The sequence below is a fragment of the Pseudomonas sp. genome, assembly GCF_048265905.1.
GTDB lineage: Bacteria > Pseudomonadota > Gammaproteobacteria > Pseudomonadales > Pseudomonadaceae > Aquipseudomonas.
Genome location: NZ_JBLXAP010000017.1, coordinates 25000 through 47052, shown reverse-complemented (window position 1 = coordinate 47052; position 22053 = coordinate 25000). Strand labels below are relative to the sequence as shown.

Genomic DNA, 22053 nt, shown 5'->3' with positions numbered 1-22053 from the left:
TGCATGGCCTCAAGCGCTGCGCGCGTAAATGGCTGGCTTGGCCTGAGCCAGCGCTAGATTGAGGCGTTGCAGCAAGCTTTGTGCATCATCTTGCAGCGCCATCACGCATGCCACGCTGGCGCGCAATTGCAGGCGTTCACCGTGAGCGCGGGCCTTGTATGCAAAGTGTTCAACACTCAAGCGCAGGTCATCGGCTAACTGCTGTGCCTGGCGCTCGCCGGTGTTCGGCAAAAGCACCACGAAACGGTCCCCGGCAAGGCGACAAAGCAAATCCTGATGACGCAAGTTGAGCACTAATAATTGGCTCAGGGCCTGCAACACGCGGTCGCCTTCGGCATGCCCGTGCAGGTGATTGATGCGACTGAAACTGTCCAGATCAATCATCACCAACGACAGCGGTTGTTGCGCGGCACGAGTTTGGTTCAGCGCTTGATCTAATTGCTGGCGCAGATACTCGGCGGTATTCAGTGCGGTCAATGAATCGAACAGGCGATGCTCGCGGAACAGCAATTCACGTTTTTCCATTTGCGCGCTGATAGCCAGTTGTTCGCGGTGCCAGTGATAGATGCCCAGCGTCAGCACCAGCAGGCCAAGCGGCATTGGTGCGGACTCCATCCAGTGATCCCAGACAATGCTGTCCGGCAGGCGGATAAATTCGTCGAGGGTGTCGACCCACCAGGAAAAAAACACCAGCCCAAGTCCGACCATCAGAAAGCTTGTCACCCGCCCGGCTGGACGACTCTTCAGCACCAGCCCAAGCCAGACCAGACACAGCAATGTCGAGCCGCCTTCGCCAAGGATATCCAGCCACACCCATTCGCTCATCGGCTTGATATGCCCGGCCGCAAGGTGCAGCAACAGCGCGAGATTGGTGGCGACTAACAGTACGGCCAGTTTCAGGCGGTGCAGTCTAAGCAGAGAGTTCATGGCCCAAGGCTCCGGGAGAAGTAGCGCGCAGCACAACAGAGTCTTGTTACCGAGTTATTGCAATGAGGGAGGTCTGATCAGCTCAGCAAGGCTTGCGATTTTTTTAGTCCGTTGTGATCGCGCCTCTGCAGCGTGGCGGGTCTGCGCTTTGAAGGAGGTCGGTTCAGCTCGCTTAAGTCAGGTCATTTCAGCTCAAAACGCCAGCCAAGCCAGGTATTTAGCGCCTTGTGCTGATTGTTTGTCATGTAACTGTCACGCCGCACTCCTAGCTTGCGCTGCAGGTCGCCGGGCAATACCCGGCCAGCAGGCTTATCTGGGAGAGCAGTATGCATAAGCACCAACTCAATGCCCGTCGTGTGGGTTTTCATGTCAGCGCCTTAGCGCTGGCCGTGGCCTTTACACCATTGTGGGCAAATGCGGAGACTGGCACTGAGCATGTCAATGTTGTGGGTCAGGCGGCCAGCCTGGATCAAGCACTGAAAGAGCAGCGTCGTGCGGATCAGATTGAGAGCGTTGTGCATGCTGATGGTGTCGCGCAGTTGCCAGACCAGAACGCCGCCGAGGCCGTGCAGCGCTTGCCTGGCGTGTCTGTTGAACGCGATCAGGGCGAGGGGCGCTTTGTAAGCGTGCGTGGCTTGGGGCCGGACCTTAACAGCGTGACCATCAACGGCACGCTGGTGCCTTCGCCAGACAGTGATCGTCGCGCAGTGGCGCTTGATGTATTACCGGCTGAGCTGGTGCAGTCGCTGTCAGTGGTCAAGACCCTGACGCCTGATATGGACGCCAACTCCTTGGGCGGCACAATTGAGGTTGAGAGCTTATCTGCGTTCGATCACAAAGGGCTGTTTTATACCGGCACCAGTGAAGCCAGCTATGACGACAACACCGATCAAACCAGCCCCAAATTCTCGGGTGCAATCAGTGACCTGTTCAGCTTGGGCGATGGTGTGGATAACTTCGGTGTTGCCGCAGCGTTCAGTTGGCAGCAACGTGATTTTGGCTCGGACAACGTTGAAACCGGCGGCGACTGGGATTTCTCCGATGGCGATCGGTTGCAGCAGTTCGAGCAGCGTGACTACGATATCCGCCGCGAACGCAGTGGCCTGGGTTTGAATTTCGACTACCGCCCAGACGACTACTCAAGCTATTACCTGCGCACGCTTTACAGCCGCTTCAAAGACACCGAAACCCGCAACGCCGCCGGGGTTGAGTTTGCAGACGCCCAGCTTGCAGGCGAAAGCGGTGATGCCGAGGGTTGGCGCGAGTTGAAAGACCGCGAAGAAACCCAGGAAATCCAGTCGTATGTGTTTGGTGGTGAGCGCTTGATTGGCCAGTGGACGCTGCAGGGCCAGGCTGGCTACAGCAAAGCTAATCAAGACACGCCAGGGCACATCGGTGGCGCAGTATTTGAGGGCCTTGATGACTTTGGCGGTGCTGGTTTTAGTGGTACAAAAAAGCCGCACCTGAATATTGCTGATGGCTTCTATGACCCCAGCAACTTCACGCTTGATGAGGTGGAGTGGGCCGAGGAAAACACCGAGGACACCGAAAAGAATATCAAGCTCGACATTGCGCGCGACTACGACCTGGCAGGTAACGCCGCGCAAGTTAAATTCGGCGGCAAGATCAGCCGTCGCGACAAGGATAACGACACCAATATCTGGACCTATGAAGACTTCGCTGACTTCGGCTTAAGTGACGATCAACTGAACATGGACCAGTTCAGCAAGGGCAATGTTGACTACAGCCTTGACCACTTCGGGCCGGGATTGTCTGCCGACAGGATTGAGGATCTGATCTCTGGCCTTGATCGCAACACTTTCTATAACGAGGAAGAGTCGCGGGTTAATGACTTTGAAATGAGCGAAGACATTGATTCGGCGTACCTGATGCATACCCTCGATATTGATGACTTGAGCATGATTGTCGGCGTTCGTTATGAGGGCACCAAGTTCGATGCCAAAGGCACGGGCCTGCGTGATGGCGACTATGAAGCCATCAATTCGAAGAACGAGTACCACAACTGGTTGCCGGGTCTGCACCTGCGCTATCAGCTGGATAAAAACACCCAACTGCGTGGTGCCGTAACCCATTCGGTGGTGCGGCCGACCTTTGGCCAGTTGGCTCCGGGCTTCGTAATTGATGGCGACGAAGCCAGCTTCGGCAATCCAGAGCTTGACCCACTGGAGTCGCGTAACTTTGATCTCGGCATCGAGCACTATCTTGGGCGGGCTGGGGTGGTGTCGGCTTTTCTGTTTTACAAAGACATCGACAACTTTGTGTACAACGCCGACCTGTCCGGCACCGGTGCCTGGGTCGATTTTGCCGAGGCCAATACCTTCGCCAACGGCGACAGCGCAGATCTCTACGGCTTGGAGTTAGCCTACTCACAAAAATTCGACTGGTTGCCAGCTCCTTGGAACGGTCTGTTGCTGGGCGCCAACGCCACATTCAGTCGCTCTGAGGCGACGATCAGCGGCAATGATGCTGCAACTGGCGGTAACCGTTCGCGTGACATCGACTTGCCGTTTCAGTCCGACACCATCGGCAACCTGATGCTCGGTTGGGAAGATGACAAGCTCAGCCTGCGCCTGTCGGCCAACTACAAATCCGACTATTTGTTCGAGGTGGCGAGCATTGACGACAAGGCGCATGACCAGCACGTTGATGACCAAGTGTTCGTCGATTTTAGCGCCGGTTACTTTCTGACCAAAGGCCTGCAACTGCGCTTCGAAGCGCAGAACATCACTGACGAAAACTATTACGTCTATACCGGCAGCCGCTCCTACAACGCGCAGTACGAAGAGTACGGCCCAACCTACAAGCTCGGCCTGACCTACACCAATTTCTGATGCACGACGTGCTGTGTCGCTCTCCATCGATGGCGCTCTCTTCGTGTGGACGAGAGCGGCTCGCCCTGAGACGCGGCCACGCTTTATTACAAGGACAAACCGATCGATGAATTCGCTGTTTAGCTGTTCCCTGTTGCTCACAGCCCTCGCTATGACAGGGTGCGAACGCATACCAACTCAGGCTGCTAGCCTTGATCCAGACGTAGCGCTGGGCCCTTGGGATGCGGTGTTTCAAGTCGAGGCTGAGGATGTACGTTTCGTTCCCGCCGCCGCTGATTTACGTATTGCAGCGAGCGAAACCCGCGGCCTGCTGTTGTTCAACGATAAAGGCGATGAGCTGGCACGATTGCCGGGTAATTATTCAACCTTGGACAGCCGTACGGCTGGCGAGAAATTGATAGTCGCCAGTATCAATAACGCCACCCAGCAAGCCACGTTGGTCGGACTCGACGTTGCGGGTCGTGAGTGGGGACGTCCGTTATTACTGCCTGCTCAAGACTATGCCGTGGATGGCTTATGCCTGTACCGCGACGAAGCGAGCAACCTGTTCCTGTTTCTACTGGGCGAGGACGGCCGAGGTGAGCAGTGGCTGGTGGGTACAGGCAGTCGCTTGAATGCCAGCGCTGAGCGAGTCCGTCGCTTACCGTTGCCGCCGCAGGCAGAATATTGTCAGGCTGATGACGGCGCCAACCTGCTGTACGTCAATGAAGAGAACGTTGGGTTGTGGGCTTATCCCGCACACCCAGAAGCCGATGTCAGTCGCTTGCCGGTGGATATGCGCGAACCTTTTGGCAGCCTTAAAGCATCCGCTGGCGCGATGGCCAGCGTTCCCGGAGGTCTGCTGGCGCTGGATCACGAAGCGCGCGAGTTGCACCTCTATCAGCAACAGGATGAGCGTTGGTTATCGGTGGCCAGCATGGCGTTAGCCGATGTGCAGGCGCCAGAACGTTTAGCTGCCAAACCCAACGCAGATGGCTTGCAGGTGCTGGTGCAGGACGACGCCAGTGGTCGCGTTTATCAAGGGCTACTGAACTGGCGACCCGATCCGGTAAACACCGCGCCTGTGCTGGCGAATGTTGCTGCCCTGCGTCAGACCGAACCTGTTGGGCGACACGGGGATGCGGCGGATGATCCGGCAATTTGGGTGCATCCAACCCAGCCGAGTTTGTCGCGTGTTCTGGGTACCAACAAGAAGCAGGGGCTGCTGGCTTACGACCTTAACGGCAAGTTGCTGCAAGAGCTGCCAGTCGGGCAGCTGAACAATGTCGATGTACGCGCCAACTTCAATCTGGCCGGACGAATGATCGACTTGGCCGTGGCCAGCAACCGCGATAACAACAGCATCAGTTTGTTCGCTATTGATCGCGCCAGCGGGAAGATTACTGAGGCGGGCGAGATACCGACCCCGCTTAACGAAATCTACGGCATCTGTTTATTCAAGCCAGATACCGGTGAGTTGTATGCCTTCGCCAATGACAAGGACGGTAGCTTCCTGCAATACCGCCTTAAAGATGCCAGCGGCAAAATAGAAGGTGATCTGGTTCGGCGCTTTGCCGTTGCCAGCCAGCCAGAAGGTTGCGTCGCCGATGATCGCCAGCAGAGCTTGTTCCTCGGTGAGGAAGATGTCGGGGTGTGGGCGGTGGATGCGCGCGCAGACGGTGCTACGGAGCTGACATCCGTGCTGGCGGTGGGTGATGTACTCAAGGCCGATGTCGAGGGTGTCGCGCTTTATCAGGCAGACGACCAAGGCTATCTGGTGATTTCCAGCCAAGGCAATGACAGCTATGTGGTGCTCGATTCCGCACCACCGTACGCGATTCGTGGCGCCATGCGGGTTGGCCTCAACGGTGCGCTGGGCATTGATGGTGCCTCTGAAACTGATGGTTTGGAAGTCACCTCCGCTAACCTTGGTGGCCCTTGGAGTAAAGGCATGCTGGTGGTGCAAGACGGCCGCAAGCGCATGCCTGAGACGACCCAGAACTTCAAGTTTGTGCCCTGGAGCGAAGTGGCCAAGGCGCTGCAATTGCAGTGACTGTCATCAGCCGGTAATCGCCGCGTAATCAAATAGCCAATATTTCACGGCCTTGGCCTCAGTTGCTGGCAGCAGAGGTCAAGGGCAGACAGCCGCCATGCATTGGGCGGTACGCAAGAACAGGAGCATCATCATGCATAACACTCTCGAACAAATGACGGTATGGAGCCTGATCGGCGATGCCAGCGTTTTGGTGAAGCTGGTCATGCTGATCCTCTTGGTTGCCTCGTTGGCCAGTTGGTATCTGATAATTCAGCGCAGCCTGTTGCTGGGGCGTTGCGAGCGGTTGCAGAAAGACTTTATCAAGCGTTTTCGCCAGCAAAGCGACCTGACTCAGCTATACCGTGACGGGGCTGAACACGCCGATGCTGATGCTGCGTTTGAGCATATATTCCGCGCAGGTTACGGAGAATTCACTCAGTTGCAACGCCAGCCTGGCGCTAGCCCGGATGCACTCATCGATGGCGTTGAACGCGGCATGTTGGTGGCGATTTCCGAACAGGAAGAGCGTCTGGAAAAAGGCTTGCCGTTCCTGGCCACTGTTGGCTCGGTCAGCCCTTATATCGGCTTGTTTGGCACTGTGTGGGGAATCATGAATTCATTCATCGGTTTGTCTCAGGTCCAGCAGGCAACACTTTCAACCGTTGCGCCGGGGATTGCCGAAGCGCTAATCGCCACGGCCATTGGCCTCTTCGCTGCGATTCCGGCAGTGGTTGCGTACAATCGTTTCGCCGCCCGAGTTGCCACGCTTAGCTCGCGTTTCTACGCCTTTGGCAACGAGTTGCAGAGTCGTTTACAACGCAAGCTGCAGTCTGCGCCGAACCTGTCTCAGGCTGCTTGAGGAGAGCGTCATGCGTAAACCTCAAAGCAAATACGCCGCCAAGGCGGAGATGAATGTGGTGCCTTACATCGATGTGATGCTGGTGCTGCTGGTGATCTTCATGGTGACCGCGCCGATGCTTACGCAAGGGGTTAAGGTCGAATTGCCCAAGGTCGCTGCAGAGGCATTACCTAGCGATAGCCAGCAGCAGGTTCTGACGCTTTCGGTGCAGGCCGACGGAGGTTACTACTGGAATCTTGGCCCAGAGCTGGATATCGACAGCCGTGGCGACAGCGCGGTTGATCTGCAGGAGATGACGGCCAAAGTCGGTGAACTGCTCGCCGCGCGAGGCGACACACAGGTGTACATCCGTGCCGACGGCGCTGTCGACTATTCACGGGTTGTAGCCGGTATGGCCGCGTTGCAGCAGGGCGGGGTCACAAACCTTGGGTTGATCACCGAGGCGCCGCAGTGAGTGCCGCTATGATGTTTGCGACCCAGAGTTTTAGCTTGTCGCGCTTATCCAATGCGAGCGGTTGGCGGAATTTTATGGCGGCCGGTGTTGCTGTGGGTATGCACGCGCTGGTCTTGGCACTGCTGCTGGCGCAATGGCCCAGTGATACACCCGATGCGCCAAAGGTGCGCACCTTGACCACTCAACTGATTACCCTGCCTGCGCCTGTTGTGCCGGACATTATTACTCCTCCCGAGCCGATGATTGTGCCGCCGGTGCAGCCAGCTAAACCGATTGAACCAGTCGAAGCACCGAAACCGGATCCACGCATTCAGCAACAGAAGCTGGAGCAAGCTGCGTTGGCGCGTAAACGAGTGGCTGAGCAAGAACGTCAGCGCGAACTGCAACGTGCGCAACAACGTGAACAACAACGCATTGCCGAGCAGCAAGCATTGGCGCGTCGCGAAGCTGAAGCGCAGCAACGTTTGGCCCAAGAGCAAGCGCGTCAGCGTCAGGCGGCGGCCGCCGCTGAGCGTGCACGTCAGGCTGAAGCGGCTGCGGCTGCCAGCCGCCAGTACCTGCCAATTGCCAAGGCCGCGCCTGATTACCCTGATCGCGCCCTGGACAAAAACATCGAAGGCGACTGCACCGTCAGTTACCGAGTCAATCCCCAAGGCAGGGTTGAGAACCCACAAGTTATCGGCGATTGTCATCCGCTGTTTGTGCGGCCCTCACTCTCTGCCGCTAAAACCTTCCGTTACCAACCTCGTCTGGAAAACGGCAAAGCGGTTGCAGTGGACGGGGTGAAAAACACCTTTCATTACCGGATTGAGTGACCTTTTTTCGGGCGCATTTGCATGTGGCGTTCAAGTACACATTCGCTGGAGGTCTTACCGATCCTTGTGCAGCCTCTGCCTTGCTGATGTGGGAGAGCGGTAAGGCAGAGGCCAAGACCATCAGTAATCCCAGAAGGCTGCAATCCAACGGAAGCCATTGCCCTCGACAGCCACCCGCCCTACAGATGGGAATGGCAAATGCGTCGCCACGAACAGCTCGCCGCTGGCTGCGGCTTCTTGCATCAGACGCACGCGAACGCGGACTGACTCTTCAGGGTCATGTTCAAAACCATTGTGCCAATCAGGGTGTTCGAAGGCGACGGGGAACAGGGCATCACCGGCGAAGGTCAAGCGTTGGCCGCCGGAGTTGACGTAGACCACGCTGTGCCCGGGCGTGTGGCCACCTGTGAGTTTTGCCAGCACCCCGGGTGCGACCTCGTATTCATCGTCGAAGGTGCGCACATTGCTTTGGTACTGCTTGATGAATTCAGCGGCTGTTGAGCGCAGCACCTCAGGCACTGGTTCCGGCATCGAGGTCAAAGAGAAGTCCGGGGACTTCCAGAATTCGACTTCGGTAGCTGCAACGTGGATGCGTACATCTGAACGTAAGCGGTTCTTCACCTCGTCGACCAGCAGTCCGCCAATATGATCCATATGCATGTGGGTGATGATAATGTCGGTCACGGAGCCAAGATCAATACCAGCCGCTTCCAGGCGTTTGGGGAATTGCCCGGCGCGCGGGAATCCAGGAAATTGGCCGCCCAGACCAGCGTCAACCAATATGGTTTGTTCGCCGCTGCGCACCACCAGTACGTTCAGCGCCCAGTCAAATGCTTCCGGGCCTAGAAACATGTTTTTAAACCAGGCCGCGCGTGCAGCTGGGTCAGCATTGGTGGACATCGTCTCGGTCGGCAGGGGCAGGACTCCGTCGCTCACCACCAGCACGTCAATATCGCCAACCCGTAGGGCGTAGCGCGAAGGCACAAGCTCTTCAAAGCCTGCTTCACCGGTGACCGCTGGGGTTTGGATCTGATGCATTGTCATGGTTGTTCTCCATTGCATGGGTGCAGAATCAAAAGTGAAAAATCCGCCCGGCCTACAGCAGGCTGTAGACAGAGGTTGAGCACAGCATCTTGGCTAGCTGCGAATAAACTTCAGCAGCTCGGGATTTATTGCATCGGCGTGGGTGGTACACATGCCATGCGGATACTTTTCAAAGACCTTGAGTGAAGCGTTTTTCAGCAGCTTGCTCGACAAGAGTGCAGAGTCGGCAATGGGCACTATCTGGTCGTCGTCTCCGTGCATGACCAGGGTCGGGACGTCGACCATTCCAAGGTCCTCGGTAAAGTCAGTCTCGGAAAATGCCTTGATGCCGTCATAGTGAGCCTTGGCCGAACCGTTCATGCCTTGTCGCCACCAGTTTTGAATCATGCCTTGCGAAACGCTGGCGCCTGGGCGGTTAAAGCCGTAGAAGGGGCCACTGGCAACATCCAGATAGAACTGCGAGCGGTTGGCGGCCAGTTGCTGGCGGAAACCGTCAAAAACCTCAATACCAAGCCCCCCGGGATTGGCTGGTGTTTTGAGCATGAGCGGGGGAACTGCGCCGATCAGGATCAGCTTGGCCACGCGCCGTTGTTTTTGCCCATACATGGCGACATAGCGCAATGCTTCACCGCCGCCGGTTGAGTGACCTATATGCACAACGTTGCGCAGATCCAGATGATCCACCACGGCTGCAGCATCTGCCGCGTAGTGGTTCATGTCGTGGCCGTCGCTGACCTGGGAGGATCGGCCGTGGCCTCGGCGATCATGGGCAATGACCCGATAGCCAAGGTTTACGAAGTACAAGGCCTGGTTATCCCAATCATCACTGCTAAGCGGCCAGCCATGATGAAACATGATGGGCTGGGCGTGCTTGGGGCCCCAGTCCTTGTAGAAAATTTCAACACCGTCTTGGGTGGTCACAGTGTTCATGGTCATGACTCCTTGGTTGGGCTCTGAAGCGAGTGTTGTGGCGAGTGCGGCGAAGGGCACCGAGGCAAAGGTGGCCAGCGTTGCGGTACTCAAACCGAGTAGCAGAAAGTCGCGCCGCTCTGGGTTGCTGGGTGCGAAACCCTTGGAATGACTCATGGGGTACTCCTTGCGAGGCTGCTTCGCTGATGCAGCCGCAGCTTCAAGCGGTAATGTGTTTGCAGGCGCAATACATAGCCGAGCTTGAGCAGCGTTGGCCCAAGGATGGTCATGAGATGAGCCACGACCAAAATGGTGATCGATAGGTATGCACTCAGTCCGTAGGCCAGCAGCACGCCAACCACCAGCATGGTCATGCCGCAAAACAGCAAGTAACTGGACAGCCTGAGTGCGCGCCGGGGAGACTCGAAGAAAGCGAACATAGCCAATGCCCCTCAAAGGGTTGCTCGGCGGGCGCCCCAAAGGACGCTCTGTTGAGAGTGTGTTCAGGCGACAGGAATCATCGGGTCTGCAGCTGCCAACGCCGTGGCGCGATCTGCAGCTGGCGGGTAGATCCAGATGCTATTGATCTGGCTCTTGAGCTCCTTGGCCTCGTGCTTGATCAGCTTGACCTGGCGATCCCAGCCTTCGGTGTACACCGCGCCCCAAGCGCCTAGATCAAGGCAGGTGACGTACTTGGGTTGCTGGTAAGGGGTTGGCGCTACACCGAGCAGGTCTGCCGCAACGTTATTGCCTGCATGGCGGCCCAGAGCGATTGCATGCTGGCAGGACATGGCGGCGAAGTTGCCCATGTCATCGGTGGCGGCATAAGCAACGTCACCTGCAGCGTAGATATGCTGCTGGCCTCTTACCTTGAGGTTTTCGTCAACATGCAGGCGGCCTTGGGCATCGCGCACGCTGGTCATCTGTTCAGTCAGCTTGCTGGCGCGGAAACCCACAGTCCAGATCGCGGTATGACTCTCGATGTGACGACCATCAGCAAGGGTTACGCCGTTGGCGTCTACCGCTGCAACTGTGGCGTTGAGTACCCATTCGATACCGAGGTGGTCCGAGGCTTCTACGATGGATGGACGAATCTCATCACCCATGGCAGCCGCGATCTGTGGGCCACGGTCGACGATGATCACGCGAATCGCGGCGCTTTCCCCGAGAATCTCACGTAGGCGAGCCGGCATTTCTGTTGCGGTTTCGATGCCGGTAAATCCACCACCGGCGATCACCACCGTGTTGCGGGCAATGCTTTCAGGCTGGTCCTTCAGGGATTTAAGATGTGCTTCCAGGCGTGCGGCCGATTCAATTTCATCCACATCAAACGCAAAGGCTTCCAGGCCAGGCACCGGCGGACGCGACAATTGGCTGCCAGCTGCAAGCACCAGGCGGTCATAACTCAACGCATCTTGGCCGCCGTGCTCATCACGGTAGCCAACCGTTCTGCTGAGTTCATCGATATGCTCGGCTGTGCCTTTGACAAAACGCACGCCCACGGTGTCGAACAGCGCATCAAGCGGCGCGAACATGGTGTGGACATCAGTTTCGTAGAAGCGTGGACGAATACGTAACTCCGCTTGAGGCGCCAGCAGAGTGATCTCTACATCGTTACGGCCGTGCATATCCAATAGTCGAGCGGCGCTCAATGCACTCCATACACCACCAAACCCCGCACCAATGACCAATATTTGCTGTTTCATGATTTGTTCCTCAGTAGAAGTGGCCAATGGCCCTGAAGTTTTTTCAGGGCCGGCAGGACGACGTGTTGGCGCCGAAATACAGGAGCCCATGCTCGCTACGGCGAATCGTCTGCTCTGGATTTATCGTATTGGCGGGGCCTGGCGAACACACTTCTACATAGGGGTATCAGGGGTATGCGTCAGTGGTAGGGAGTTATACGAAGGTATCTGTCGCGTGCGCGGCTGATCGCTCAGCGCTTTGCCTGAAGGGTAGCTTCGATATGGCCGAGTAGTTTGTCAGCAGCAAAAGGTTTGGGCAGGCACGCCACCAGCTGGGGTGTATCTGCCGTGATGCAAGGTGCTGCACCTGGATAACCCGTAATAAAAATCACCGGAATGGTGAAGCCTTGGGCGTTAAGATGTTCGAGCATTTCAACACCGCTCATCCCGGGCATTTGAATATCGGAAATCAGGCAGTGTGTTTCCCGCGGACCATTTGAATTTATAAAGTCCAAGGCACTGCAATAGCTTTTGACCTGATAACCGCTGGAGCGCAATAAGCTCTCCAGCGCGACTCGGATGGGCTCGTCGTCATCGACAACCGCAATAAGGGCCGTACAGCGAGTTTGAGTAGTTTGCATTATGTGGGTCGCTCGTGACGGCGCCTGTTGAGATTGCAAGATACGCCGTCTCATAGGACGGAGAAGTATACCTAGGTATACCGCATGCAGATCAACGTCTAGAACCTTCCATGCAGGCCACGCTGTCTGCTGTGTTGGGCGGCTGCGAACTTGGCTGATATGCCTGCCCAGCGCTCTGTCCTGAGGCGTAGCGGGTGCTTTTGATGGCGCCAGCCATACCCAGGTACAGGCGCGCGCACTCAATGGATACTCTTGTTAAACCGAGGTACAACAGACCTTTTGCGGCAGCCTGGATAGGCTTGAACCACATCGCTAGGCTGCGCTTACGCGCAGTACGCAGCGATCAGGGTACCAATCCACTAACCCAGCCCAGGCGGCGAAAATAATGAACAGAAATGATCTGCGACGTGCCGACATCAATCTGCTAGTTGTCTTCGAGACGGTTATGCATGAACGTAATGTCACCCGTGCTGGAGAGAAATTGTTCCTCTGTCAGGGCACCATCAGTAGCTCGCTGGGCCGACTGCGTTCGATGTTCAATGATCCGTTGTTTATCCGCACCGGCGGGGTCATGGAGCCGACAGCTCGTGCCGAGGAGATTCACGCACGCCTGGCGCCTGCCCTGGACGGTATCGCCGTAGCCTTGAGCTGTGCCCAGACCTTCGATCCCTCGACCAGTCAGGACACCTTTCATATCGGGCTTTCCGACGATGTTGAGTACGCATTGCTGCCAAGCTTGATGCGTTACATACGTCTTGAGGCGCCCAACATCACTCTGGTGGTACGTCGGGTGGATCATCGGCAATTGCCTCAACTGCTGACCTCGGGCGAAATATCCGTGGGTACCAGCTTTGTTCAGGACTTACCGGCCAGCGCTCATTGCAAGAGACTGCGCTCGATGCAACCGATGTTGCTGCGTGCAGACTTATCCGAAAGCGCGCTGACATTGGATGATTTCTGCACACGTCCACACGTGGTTGTGTCCTCGATGGGCAGTGTTATTGACGATGTCGATCATGCCCTGAGCGGAGTAGGTCGCCAGCGCAAGGTGGTGCTAGCCGTACCACAGTTCAGCGCATTGCCGGCCTTGCTCGCGGGCAGCGACATGCTTGCACTTGTGCCGGATTATGTAGCGGCTGCCATGGTCCGTGTCGATGGAATCCGGGCTGAGTTGCCACCCTTGAAATTGCCAACACCGGAGCTGTCCATGGCGTGGCGTGGGGCAACCCATAACGATCCACGTGAATGCTGGTTACGGGCTTGCGTTCATCGTTACTTCAGCCAACAGCAAGCCTCTTGCGTTGCCTTGGCGGTAGCCTGAATTCTGGGGCTTCAGGTCGTGGCGGGTGGCAAGGACACACAAATGGTTGCGCCTTGCGTGGCATGCGAGTCGGCCCAGATCCTGCCGCCGTGTTTTTCGATGATAGCGCGACAGATGGGTAAGCCCATCCCCATACCTTGTGGCTTGGTGGTAAAGAAGGGTTCAAAAATATCAGGCAGCAACAAAGGGTCGATACCCGGCCCGCTGTCAACTACGGCCAATAAAGGTTCTCCCTGAGCAGAGCAACGCAGCTGCACACCAAGGCGGCGCTTTTTATCCTGGCCTGCCATGGCCTGCATCGCGTTCATTATCAAGTTGATGATGACTTGTTGCAGCTGAACCCGGTCGCCAAGCACCAGAAAGCAGGTGTTTGGCAGTACTGCTGACAGCCGCACATTATGGTGCTTGGCTTCGGCACGCATCAGCGCCAGTGACTCTTCCACCACCTCCCGCAAATCCAGTGTCCTGTATTGCGGGTCGTCTTTCTTGGCCAGTGCGCGAATTCTCAGTATCACTTCACTGGCACGACGGGCTTCGGTCAACATGCGTTGAATACAAATGCCTGCTTCACTGAGATCTGGATAATCGCGTTCCAGCCAGCGCAGACCTGCTTCACCATTGGCCGCCATCGCGGCAAGTGGCTGGTTGACTTCATGAGCGATGGAGGCGACCAACTCGCCCAGTGTTGTGATTCGTGTGATGTGCGCCAACTCAATCTGTGAGCGATGCAGTGCTTCTTCGGCAAGCTTGCTGGTGGTTACATCCATCAATGCGCCGACGTACTCGCGGTTGCCGCTACAGTCGCGTACTGGGTGAGTGAGCATATGCACATACTTGATACGCCCGTCGGCCATCTGCAAGCGATACTCAAGGTCGATTTTGGGCTCGTCTCGCAGTACATCCCGAATCGCTTGCTCAATGATCGTTCTGTCTTCCGGGTGGGTCTTGTCCACCAAGCTCAGTAGCGAGGGCCGTTCACCTTCGGCAAACTCAAGAATCCGTCGCGCTTCTTCTGAGCCATAGATTTCCCCTCCCGGCACTTTAATCCCGATACTGCTGGTACGGCTGATGCGTTGCGCACCTGCCAGGAATGCCTCGCTACGGCGCAGTGCTTTTAGGGCTTGGTTGCGTTCAGTGACATCGTTGTGTGTCGCCAGAATGCCTACCGGCTTGCCACGTTTGTCACGCAGCAAGGTGCAGCGGCTGGCGACGGTAATCCGCTCTCCATTACGCCTGAAGGTATCGGATTCGCTCTCCCAACTACCTGTCTGCAGCACCGTGGCTATTATTTCCTCCAGCGGCTGCGGCGGTTTGAGCCTTATCAGTTCAACCAGGTTCTTGCCGATGGCCTCGCTTTGGCTCCAGCCATAAAGCGTTTCCGCGCCACGGTTCCAGTGAGTCACCGCGCCCTCCAGGGTGCGGATCATGATGGCGTCGTGGGTTTGCGATAACTGGCTGAGCTGAACATGCAATTCGTCGTTGGCGGCTTTGTTCCGGAGTGCGAACAGGGCCGTGACACTAATCGCAATTAAACTGACCAAACAACGCGTGAAGGCTTGGCTGGCCGGTGATATTGGATGGGAAATCCAGAAGGAGGCGACGGTCAGCGACATACAACCCATGGTGATACCCATCACACCCCGGTAGCTGAAGGCGGCGACTGACATCAGAATTACCGTGACATATAGCACTGCCACGGCAATGGTCAGGGAGGTTGCCGTATCAATAATAAATATGGCACCCGCCAAGACGATTGAACCGCGGCGCAAAAAGTTTTCTCGTGTCGTGTGCATGGCGCCTGTGAAGTCTGATCCAACAGCTGTGGCATGGCACGTGCGCGTTTACGCAAGAGCGTTTCGAGCGCAACGCAAAGGGCATGTACGGGATATAAACCGCAAATTAGCCAGCAGCATAAGTTCCAGCAAACAGTGACGTAACTATACTTAGGTGTGCCTGATTCATACTTAGGTCGTGTGGGCATCGCGCTGTCGAGGGAAAAGCGGCAAACTGCCAATAGCGGGAATCTTCATGAGTGCTTCAGGCCGCGGCTGGCCTGAGTTCAAGCGCAGGTGTTGTGCTTTATTTATAGCGGGTTTTGCGGGTATCCCGCTTAATTGCCGGGTGCAATGCCTTGGGATAAGTTCTTGGGTATGAATGCCCCGCGTGTTGCTGGCCGAGAGACAGGAGGCAAGATGAGTTCGTGGTCCCATTCAAAATCGACCCAAGGTTCTGCCGAGCAAAAAGGACCCGTGGTCTACGTGGTCGACGACGACGCCTCGATGCGAATGGCTCTTGACGGTCTATTGCGCTCCATCGGCCTGCAGGTGGAAACCTTTGAATCGTCGCAAGAGTTTCTGGATTTCCCCAAGGGCAATGTACCGAGTTGTTTGGTGCTTGATGTCAGGCTGCGGGGCGAAAGCGGCCTTAACTTTCAGGAGCAGATTGAGCGGAACGGGGTACAGATGCCCATCGTATTCATGACGGGGCATGGCGACATCGCCATGACAGTAAAAGCAATGAAGGCTGGGGCTGTAGATTTTCTTGCCAAGCCGTTTCGTGATCAGGACATGCTGGATGCTGTTTCTGCTGCTCTAGTGAAAGATGGTCAACGGCTTGCATCACAACAGTCGATCGCCACATTGCAGGCTGCCTATGCCTCGTTGACGGCCCGTGAACGAGAAGTCATGGGTTTCGTTGTGGCTGGGTTGATGAACAAACAGATTGCCTATGAGCTCAATCTCAGCGAGGTTACCGTGAAGGTTCATCGCGGGCAGGTGATGAGAAAGCTGGCGGTGCGCTCGGTGGCTGACTTGGTCAGAAAGGCTGAAACCCTGGGCGTCAAACCGCAGGCTCAAGCGTCACCCTGAATATGCCTTGAGGCTATTGTCAGATTGATACGAGCTGGCGTTGCCAGTGGTTTTGCGGTCTACCCTGTTCAGGATGATATGGGCGTATCACGAACAGCATGTCAGCCGCTTGCGGCAGATAAACGTCTACCAATGGTCCGATGTTGATGGATAACAGACTGCAAGTATTGTTTAACGACGGCGAGCGCGCACTCTGTCGCGAGTGGCGCGCGGGACCGCTTGGGCGTTACGGCATTCTGACGATGCGCCCCACTGCCGAACAGCCAGCTCCTGCCTGCCTTGATCGGCTCATTCATGAGTTCAGCCTCAAGGATGAATTGGACGAGGCCTGGGCGCTCAAACCAGTAGAACTGGTTCGCGATGGCGGCCAGATCACACTGATACTGCATGATCCCGGCGGCGAGCCGCTCTCGCGGTTGCTGGTCGCACCCATGGAAATAGGCGAGTTCTTGCGCCTTTCCATTACCATCGCAGAGGTACTTGGCAGGTTGCATCAGCGCACACTGGTGCACAAGGACCTCAAGCCAGCGCACATACTGGTTAACTGCGACGACGGCCAGGCGCGTCTTACCGGGTTTGGCCTTGCGTCGCGAATACCCCGGGAAAAGCAGGCCCCGGAACCGCTTGAAACCATCGCCGGTACCCTCGCCTATATGGCGCCTGAGCAAACCGGACGGATGAACCGCTCGATAGACTCACGCAGCGATCTTTACGCATTCGGCGTTATCCTCTATCAGATGCTAACCGGTTCGCTGCCCTTTACCGCAGTCGATGCCATGGAGTGGGTGCACTGCCACATTGCCAAGAAGCCCTTGGCGCCCAACGTGCGAGTCGAAACCGTCCCGGCTGCGCTCTCCTTGATCGTCATGAAGCTGTTGGCCAAGACAGCGGAAGATCGCTATCAAACCGTCGCCGGTGTCGAGCAGGATCTGCGTCGCTGTTTGTCCGAATGGCAGAACCAGCAGAGCATCAACGAATTTGTCCTCGACGAACACGGCACCTCTGACCGCTTGCTGATTGCTGAAAAACTCTACGGGCGCGAGCAAGAAGTCGACACTCTGGTGAGTGCGTTTTCCCGAGTTGTTACCAAGGGTGTGCCTGAACTGGTACTGGTTTCCGGATATTCGGGAATCGGCAAGTCATCTGTCGTCAATGAGTTGCATAAGGTGCTGGTGCCGCCGCGTGGGCTTTTTGCCTCTGGTAAGTTTGACCAGTACAAGCGCGATATTCCTTACTCCACCTTGGTGCAGGCATTCCAGAGCCTAGTGCGCGCTCTGTTGGGTAAGTCCGAAGCCGACTTGGCCAGTTGGCGCGTCAGGCTGCTGGGGGCGCTGGAACCCAATGCGCGGCTTATGACCGACCTGATCCCTGAGTTGAAACTGATTATTGGTGAACCGGCAGCGGTTCCCGAACTTGAGCCGCAGCAGGCACAGCGCCGGTTTATGTTGGTGTTTCAACGCTTTATCGGCGTGTTTGCCCAGCCCGAGCATCCGCTGGCCCTGTTCCTTGATGATTTGCAGTGGCTGGATATAGCCACACTTGATTTGCTCGAAAGCCTTCTGGTGCAATCGGATCTGCGCCACTTGCTGCTGATCGGTGCCTATCGGGATAACGAAATTGATGTCATCCATCCGCTGACCTCCAAGTTGCAGGCAATCCGCAATGCCGGTGTCAGGATTGATGAAATCAGGCTGATGCCATTGACGCCCGGGCACGTTAAGCAATTGGTTTCTGACGCTTTGCATTGCCAGCCAGAACAGATCGATACATTGGCCCAGTTGGTATACGAGAAAACTGCCGGCAATCCGTTTTTTGTGATTCAGTTTATGCAGGCATTGGTCGAGGGTGAGTTGCTCACTTTCAACTATCGCCTAGGCGCTTGGCAGTGGGAGCCTGAGCACATCCATGCCAAGGGCTACACCGACAATGTTGTCGATCTGATGGTTAACAAATTGACGCGTCTGCCGCTGGCAACACAGCAGGCGCTGCAACAACTGGCCTGTCTCGGTAACGTGGCCGAGACACCTGTTCTGGCGATGGTTCTGAAACTCTCGCCAGAACAGGTTCAGTTGGTGTTGTGGGAAGCGGTGCGCCAAGAAATGGTCGAGCGTTCGGCTGAGGGCTACAACTTTGCTCACGACCGGATTCATGAAGCCGCTTATTCATTGATTTCCGCCCCCCAGCGTGCCGCGGCGCACTTGCGAATTGGTAGGTTGCTCGCAGCTCAGACGCTGCCGGGCCAGCAAGAGGAAGCAATCTTTGAGATTGTCGGGCAGCTCAATCGCGGCGCCGCATTGATCAATGAGCAATCCGAGCGAGAACAACTGGCGGCTTTCAACCTGCTCGCCGGTCTGCGTGCCAAGGCATCGACCGCCTATGCGTCGGCACTCGCGTATTTTGCTGCTGGTGTCGAATTGCTGGCGGCTGACTGCTGGACACGCCAGCATGAACTGAGCTTTGCCCTTGAGCTCAATCGCGCCGAATGCGAATTTTTAACCGGGCAATTGGTTGCGGCAGATCATCGCTTGGCGGCGCTGATGGAGCAGGCTCGTACAACGGTGGAGCGTGGGCAAATCACCTGTCTGCACATGGATGTCTACCTACTGCTAGATCGCAGCGACTATGCAGTTGCGGTCTGTCTCGATTACTTGCGTCATGTTGACATTGACTGGTCGGCTCACCCAAATGATGACGAGGTGCGCCGCGAATACGATCAGATCTGGCTGCGCCTTGGCGACCGGAGCATAGCGTCGCTGATTGATCTACCGCTGATGGAAGACGCTGCGTCTTTGGTGACCCTGGATGCATTGGGCAAGTTGTTTGCACCAGCATTGCAGAGTGACGCCAACCTGGCCAGCCTGATGATCTGCAAGGCGGTCAGTCTTAGCCTGGAACGTGGCAACTGTGACGCCTCATGCGTGCTCTACGCCAATGTAGGCCGGGTGGCTGGACGGCGTTTCGGTGATTACCAAGCGGGTCTGCGCTTCGGCGAACTGGGCTGCGAATTGGTCGAGAAGCGCGGGCTAAAGCGCTTCGAGGCCAGCACCTATTTGTGTTTTTCGATCTTTGTCGCGCGTTGGATGAAACCGGTGCGGGAGTGTCGTGAACTGTTGCAGCGTGCGTTTGTTGCAGCCAATCGCGTCGGTGATCTGGCTTATGGAGCTTACGCCGGTAATGCTCTGAACTCCGACCTTATTTTTTCTGGCGAGCGCTTGTGTGATGTGCAAAGCGAGGCTGAGCGCGGCCTTGCTTACGCCAAGAAGGTCAGATTTGGCCTCGTCACAGACTTTATCAACACTCAACTAGCGCTGGTGCGGATGCTCCGTGGCTTGACGCCGACCTTTGGTTATTTCGACAGTGCGCAATTCAGTGAGCGTGAAATCGAGGCCCATCTGTGTGCCAACCCGGATCTAGCGCTTGCAACCTGCTGGTACTGGATACGCAAACTACAGGCACTTTATTTGGCTGAAGACAACGTCGCAGCCCTTGCATCGGCAGCGAAGGCACAGCCACTGCTCTGGGTCGCTTCCTCCTTCTATGAAGAGGCTGAGTACTATTTCTATGCGGCGTTGGCGATGGCTTCAGCTTTTGCGCATGCGCATGCGCCTCGCGATGTCAGAGCACAGTACTTGGCTGACATGGCCGAGCATCATTTGCAGTTGCAGACCTGGGCGCAGCAATGCCCTGAGAACTTCGCCAGTCGGGTTGCCTTGGTGGCTGCTGAAATCGCCCGCTGCCAGGAGCGTGTGGTCGATGCTGAACAACTCTATGAGTACGCCATAGACCTGGCGCAGAAAGCTTCGTTTGTCCACATCGAGGCGATGGCTAACGAGCTTGCTGCGCGATTTTATGCCGGGCGCGGGTTGCTCAAAGTCGCCCGCGTATATATGCAAGACGCGCGCTATGCCTATTTGCGCTGGGGGGCCGATGGCAAGGTCCGCCAGCTTGAAGCGAAATACACCTTTCTGCGTTCAGATATACCCGCGCCCGGTCCAACCACCACCATTGCCGCAGCGGTTGAACACCTGGATCTGGCGACTGTACTCAAGGTTGCGCAGGCGGCATCCAGTGAGTTGGTGCTGGAAAAGCTGATCGACATGGTCATGCGCACAGCGATTGAGCAAGCTGGCGCAGAACGCGGTGTGCTGATCCTGTCGAGCGATGATGAGCTGCGGGTCGCCGCGGAAGCGACAACCAGCCAGGACGCCACGCAGATGATGCTGCGCGATGTGCCGATTAGCGCATCACTTTTGCCAGGCTCGATCCTTAATCAGGTACTGCGAACTGGCCAATACCTGTGTCTCAATGATGCAGTCGCTGAGTTGCAGTTTGCAGGTGACACTTATATTCGCGAGCACCGTGCCCGCTCGATTCTCTGCCTGCCGTTGATGAACCAGGCCAAGTTAATTGGTGCGCTCTATCTGGAAAATAACCTCGCCGCCGAGGTATTTAGTCCAGCACGTATCGCGGTACTCAAACTACTGGCATCCCAAGCGGCGATCTCACTGGATAACGCACGGCTGTATCGTGGTGTCGAACAACGTGAAGCCAAGATCCGGCGGCTGGTGGACGCCAATATCATCGGTATTATCGTGTGGAACACTGATGGCGAGATCATTGAGGCCAATGATGCTTTTCTGCGCATGGTGGGCTATGAGCGCCAAGAACTTGTGTCAGGCCACATAGGCTGGCGCGACCTGACTCCGCCTGAGTCACGAGCAGAAAGTGAAAACGCCCTGGCAAAAGCCATACAGACCGGACATGTCCAGCCCTTCGAGAAACAGTACATTCGAAAGGACGGCAGCCTGTTGTCGGTTATTCTCGGTTTGGCTTCGTTTGAGGCCAGTCACAATGAGGGTGTTGCGTTTGTACTTGATCTGACCGAGCGCAAGCTGGCGGAGCAAAAAGCCAGCGAAGGCGAGCACCGTTATCGTGAAGTTCAGGCCGAGCTGGCACACGCCAATCGTGTGGCAACCATGGGCCAGCTTGCAGCCTCGATTGCGCATGAGGTCAATCAACCGATAGCGGCAACGGTCACCAACGCCGAGACGGCATTGCGCTGGTTGCGTTTCGAACCGCCCGAACTGGGTGAGGTCGAGCAGGTGTTGGGGCGCATTATCAACGATGCCAACAGGGCTGCTGAAGTGCTCAGCCGGATTCGCGGGTTGATCAAGAAAGAGGCGCCGCAGAAGACCTTGGTCGATATCAATGTCGCGGTTCATGAAATGATCGAGTTCACCCGTGGCCAGGCCAACAAAAGTGGTGCCTTGGTACAGGCGCAACTCACTCGCGGACTGCCACTGATCGATGGCGACTTGGTCGAGCTTCAGCAAGTACTGCTCAACCTGATTATTAATGCGCTTGAGGCAATGAGTGACGTCGCTGATGAGGTCAAAGAGCTGAACATCAGTACCGGCCAGGATGATAGTGGCAATCTGCTGGTGATCGTCCGTGACTCTGGCCCCGGCTTTGCCGAGGAAAACGCCGAGCATGTTTTCGCACCCTTCTACACCACCAAGCCGACTGGCCTGGGGATGGGGTTATCGATCTGTCGCTCGATCATTGATGCCCATGGCGGGCGTTTGTGGGCGGGTGCCAATTTGCCGCGCGGGGCTGTTGTTCAATTCACCTTGCCAATGGCCTCAAGTGTGCCTGCGTATTAGCA

At 56.5% G+C, this 22053-nt stretch carries 16 protein-coding genes; 8 read left to right on the top strand and 8 right to left on the bottom strand.

Annotated features, from left to right (window positions below; all coding sequences use genetic code 11):
- Positions 1-9: 9 nt before the first annotated feature.
- Together ACN0UH_RS17895 and ACN0UH_RS17890 are read right to left on the bottom strand one after the other, a co-directional pair.
- Positions 10-927: a GGDEF domain-containing protein gene (locus tag ACN0UH_RS17895; protein ID WP_417663323.1), complete on the bottom strand. Its 918-nt coding sequence runs from the start codon at positions 925-927 to the stop codon at positions 10-12.
- A 182-nt stretch (positions 928-1109) separates the two neighbouring features.
- Positions 1110-1259, bottom strand: a complete 150-nt coding sequence (locus tag ACN0UH_RS17890) for a hypothetical protein (protein ID WP_417663322.1) — start codon at positions 1257-1259, stop codon at positions 1110-1112.
- On the opposite strand from ACN0UH_RS17890, the gene ACN0UH_RS17885 reads away from it, so the two are divergent.
- The 5 genes from ACN0UH_RS17885 to ACN0UH_RS17865 all read left to right on the top strand — a co-directional run bounded on the left by ACN0UH_RS17885 (position 1254) and on the right by ACN0UH_RS17865 (position 7921).
- On the top strand, positions 1254-3779 hold the full coding sequence (locus ACN0UH_RS17885; protein ID WP_417663321.1) for a TonB-dependent receptor: 2526 nt from the start codon (positions 1254-1256) through the stop codon (positions 3777-3779). The two genes, ACN0UH_RS17890 and ACN0UH_RS17885, sit on opposite strands and share 6 nt — an antisense overlap.
- 106 nt (positions 3780-3885) lie before the next feature.
- Positions 3886-5811, top strand: a complete 1926-nt coding sequence (locus ACN0UH_RS17880) for a phytase (RefSeq protein WP_417663320.1) — start codon at positions 3886-3888, stop codon at positions 5809-5811.
- A 133-nt stretch (positions 5812-5944) separates the two neighbouring features.
- Entirely contained in the window at positions 5945-6652 is a 708-nt protein-coding gene (gene tolQ / locus ACN0UH_RS17875; protein WP_417663319.1) for a protein TolQ, read from the top strand.
- 10 nt (positions 6653-6662) lie between these two features.
- The gene (gene tolR, locus ACN0UH_RS17870) at positions 6663-7106 is read left to right on the top strand and encodes a protein TolR (RefSeq protein WP_087515083.1); all 444 of its coding nucleotides are present in this window, start codon (positions 6663-6665) and stop codon (positions 7104-7106) included.
- A gap of 8 nt (positions 7107-7114) precedes the next feature.
- The gene (locus ACN0UH_RS17865; RefSeq protein ID WP_417663318.1) at positions 7115-7921 is read left to right on the top strand and encodes an energy transducer TonB; all 807 of its coding nucleotides are present in this window, start codon (positions 7115-7117) and stop codon (positions 7919-7921) included.
- Positions 7922-8041: 120 nt separating this feature from the next.
- Here the strand turns inward: ACN0UH_RS17865 and ACN0UH_RS17860 are convergent, their stop codons facing one another.
- The 5 genes from ACN0UH_RS17860 to ACN0UH_RS17840 form a co-directional block, all read right to left on the bottom strand.
- Positions 8042-8965, bottom strand: coding sequence for an MBL fold metallo-hydrolase (locus ACN0UH_RS17860; RefSeq protein WP_417663317.1), 924 nt, complete (start codon positions 8963-8965; stop codon positions 8042-8044).
- A 93-nt stretch (positions 8966-9058) separates the two neighbouring features.
- Entirely contained in the window at positions 9059-9895 is an 837-nt protein-coding gene (locus ACN0UH_RS17855; protein WP_417663347.1) for an alpha/beta fold hydrolase, read from the bottom strand.
- A gap of 152 nt (positions 9896-10047) precedes the next feature.
- Positions 10048-10314, bottom strand: a complete 267-nt coding sequence (locus ACN0UH_RS17850) for a transmembrane sensor/regulator PpyR (protein WP_417663316.1) — start codon at positions 10312-10314, stop codon at positions 10048-10050.
- A gap of 63 nt (positions 10315-10377) precedes the next feature.
- A complete protein-coding gene (locus ACN0UH_RS17845) occupies positions 10378-11580 on the bottom strand; it encodes an NAD(P)/FAD-dependent oxidoreductase (RefSeq protein WP_417663315.1) in 1203 nt (400 codons plus the stop codon).
- Between the two features lie 230 nt (positions 11581-11810).
- On the bottom strand, positions 11811-12200 hold the full coding sequence (locus ACN0UH_RS17840; protein WP_417663314.1) for a response regulator transcription factor: 390 nt from the start codon (positions 12198-12200) through the stop codon (positions 11811-11813).
- A 385-nt stretch (positions 12201-12585) separates the two neighbouring features.
- On the opposite strand from ACN0UH_RS17840, the gene ACN0UH_RS17835 reads away from it, so the two are divergent.
- Complete coding sequence (locus ACN0UH_RS17835; RefSeq protein ID WP_417663313.1) at positions 12586-13521, top strand: LysR substrate-binding domain-containing protein; 936 nt, start codon at positions 12586-12588, stop codon at positions 13519-13521.
- 11 nt (positions 13522-13532) lie between these two features.
- On the opposite strand, the gene ACN0UH_RS17830 is transcribed toward ACN0UH_RS17835, so the two are convergent.
- Positions 13533-15290, bottom strand: a complete 1758-nt coding sequence (locus ACN0UH_RS17830; RefSeq protein WP_339515204.1) for a PAS domain S-box protein — start codon at positions 15288-15290, stop codon at positions 13533-13535.
- Positions 15291-15713: 423 nt separating this feature from the next.
- On the opposite strand from ACN0UH_RS17830, the gene ACN0UH_RS17825 reads away from it, so the two are divergent.
- The gene (locus tag ACN0UH_RS17825) at positions 15714-16388 is read left to right on the top strand and encodes a response regulator transcription factor (protein ID WP_417663312.1); all 675 of its coding nucleotides are present in this window, start codon (positions 15714-15716) and stop codon (positions 16386-16388) included.
- 158 nt (positions 16389-16546) lie between these two features.
- A complete protein-coding gene (locus tag ACN0UH_RS17820; RefSeq protein WP_417663346.1) occupies positions 16547-22051 on the top strand; it encodes an AAA family ATPase in 5505 nt (1834 codons plus the stop codon).
- The last annotated feature ends 2 nt before the right edge of the window (positions 22052-22053 follow it).

What these genes read in the sequence shown, in the direction of transcription:
- ACN0UH_RS17895 (WP_417663323.1), bottom strand. Translation starts at nt 927, where the DNA reads ATGAACTCTCTGCTTAGACTGCACCGCCTGAAACTGGCCGTACTGTTA.
- ACN0UH_RS17885 (WP_417663321.1), top strand. Translation starts at nt 1,254, where the DNA reads ATGCATAAGCACCAACTCAATGCCCGTCGTGTGGGTTTTCATGTCAGC.
- ACN0UH_RS17890 (WP_417663322.1), bottom strand. Translation starts at nt 1,259, where the DNA reads ATGCATACTGCTCTCCCAGATAAGCCTGCTGGCCGGGTATTGCCCGGC.
- ACN0UH_RS17880 (WP_417663320.1), top strand. Translation starts at nt 3,886, where the DNA reads ATGAATTCGCTGTTTAGCTGTTCCCTGTTGCTCACAGCCCTCGCTATG.
- tolQ (WP_417663319.1), top strand. Translation starts at nt 5,945, where the DNA reads ATGCATAACACTCTCGAACAAATGACGGTATGGAGCCTGATCGGCGAT.
- tolR (WP_087515083.1), top strand. Translation starts at nt 6,663, where the DNA reads ATGCGTAAACCTCAAAGCAAATACGCCGCCAAGGCGGAGATGAATGTG.
- ACN0UH_RS17865 (WP_417663318.1), top strand. Translation starts at nt 7,115, where the DNA reads ATGATGTTTGCGACCCAGAGTTTTAGCTTGTCGCGCTTATCCAATGCG.
- ACN0UH_RS17860 (WP_417663317.1), bottom strand. Translation starts at nt 8,965, where the DNA reads ATGACAATGCATCAGATCCAAACCCCAGCGGTCACCGGTGAAGCAGGC.
- ACN0UH_RS17855 (WP_417663347.1), bottom strand. Translation starts at nt 9,895, where the DNA reads ATGAACACTGTGACCACCCAAGACGGTGTTGAAATTTTCTACAAGGAC.
- ACN0UH_RS17850 (WP_417663316.1), bottom strand. Translation starts at nt 10,314, where the DNA reads ATGTTCGCTTTCTTCGAGTCTCCCCGGCGCGCACTCAGGCTGTCCAGT.
- ACN0UH_RS17845 (WP_417663315.1), bottom strand. Translation starts at nt 11,580, where the DNA reads ATGAAACAGCAAATATTGGTCATTGGTGCGGGGTTTGGTGGTGTATGG.
- ACN0UH_RS17840 (WP_417663314.1), bottom strand. Translation starts at nt 12,200, where the DNA reads ATGCAAACTACTCAAACTCGCTGTACGGCCCTTATTGCGGTTGTCGAT.
- ACN0UH_RS17835 (WP_417663313.1), top strand. Translation starts at nt 12,586, where the DNA reads ATGAACAGAAATGATCTGCGACGTGCCGACATCAATCTGCTAGTTGTC.
- ACN0UH_RS17825 (WP_417663312.1), top strand. Translation starts at nt 15,714, where the DNA reads ATGAGTTCGTGGTCCCATTCAAAATCGACCCAAGGTTCTGCCGAGCAA.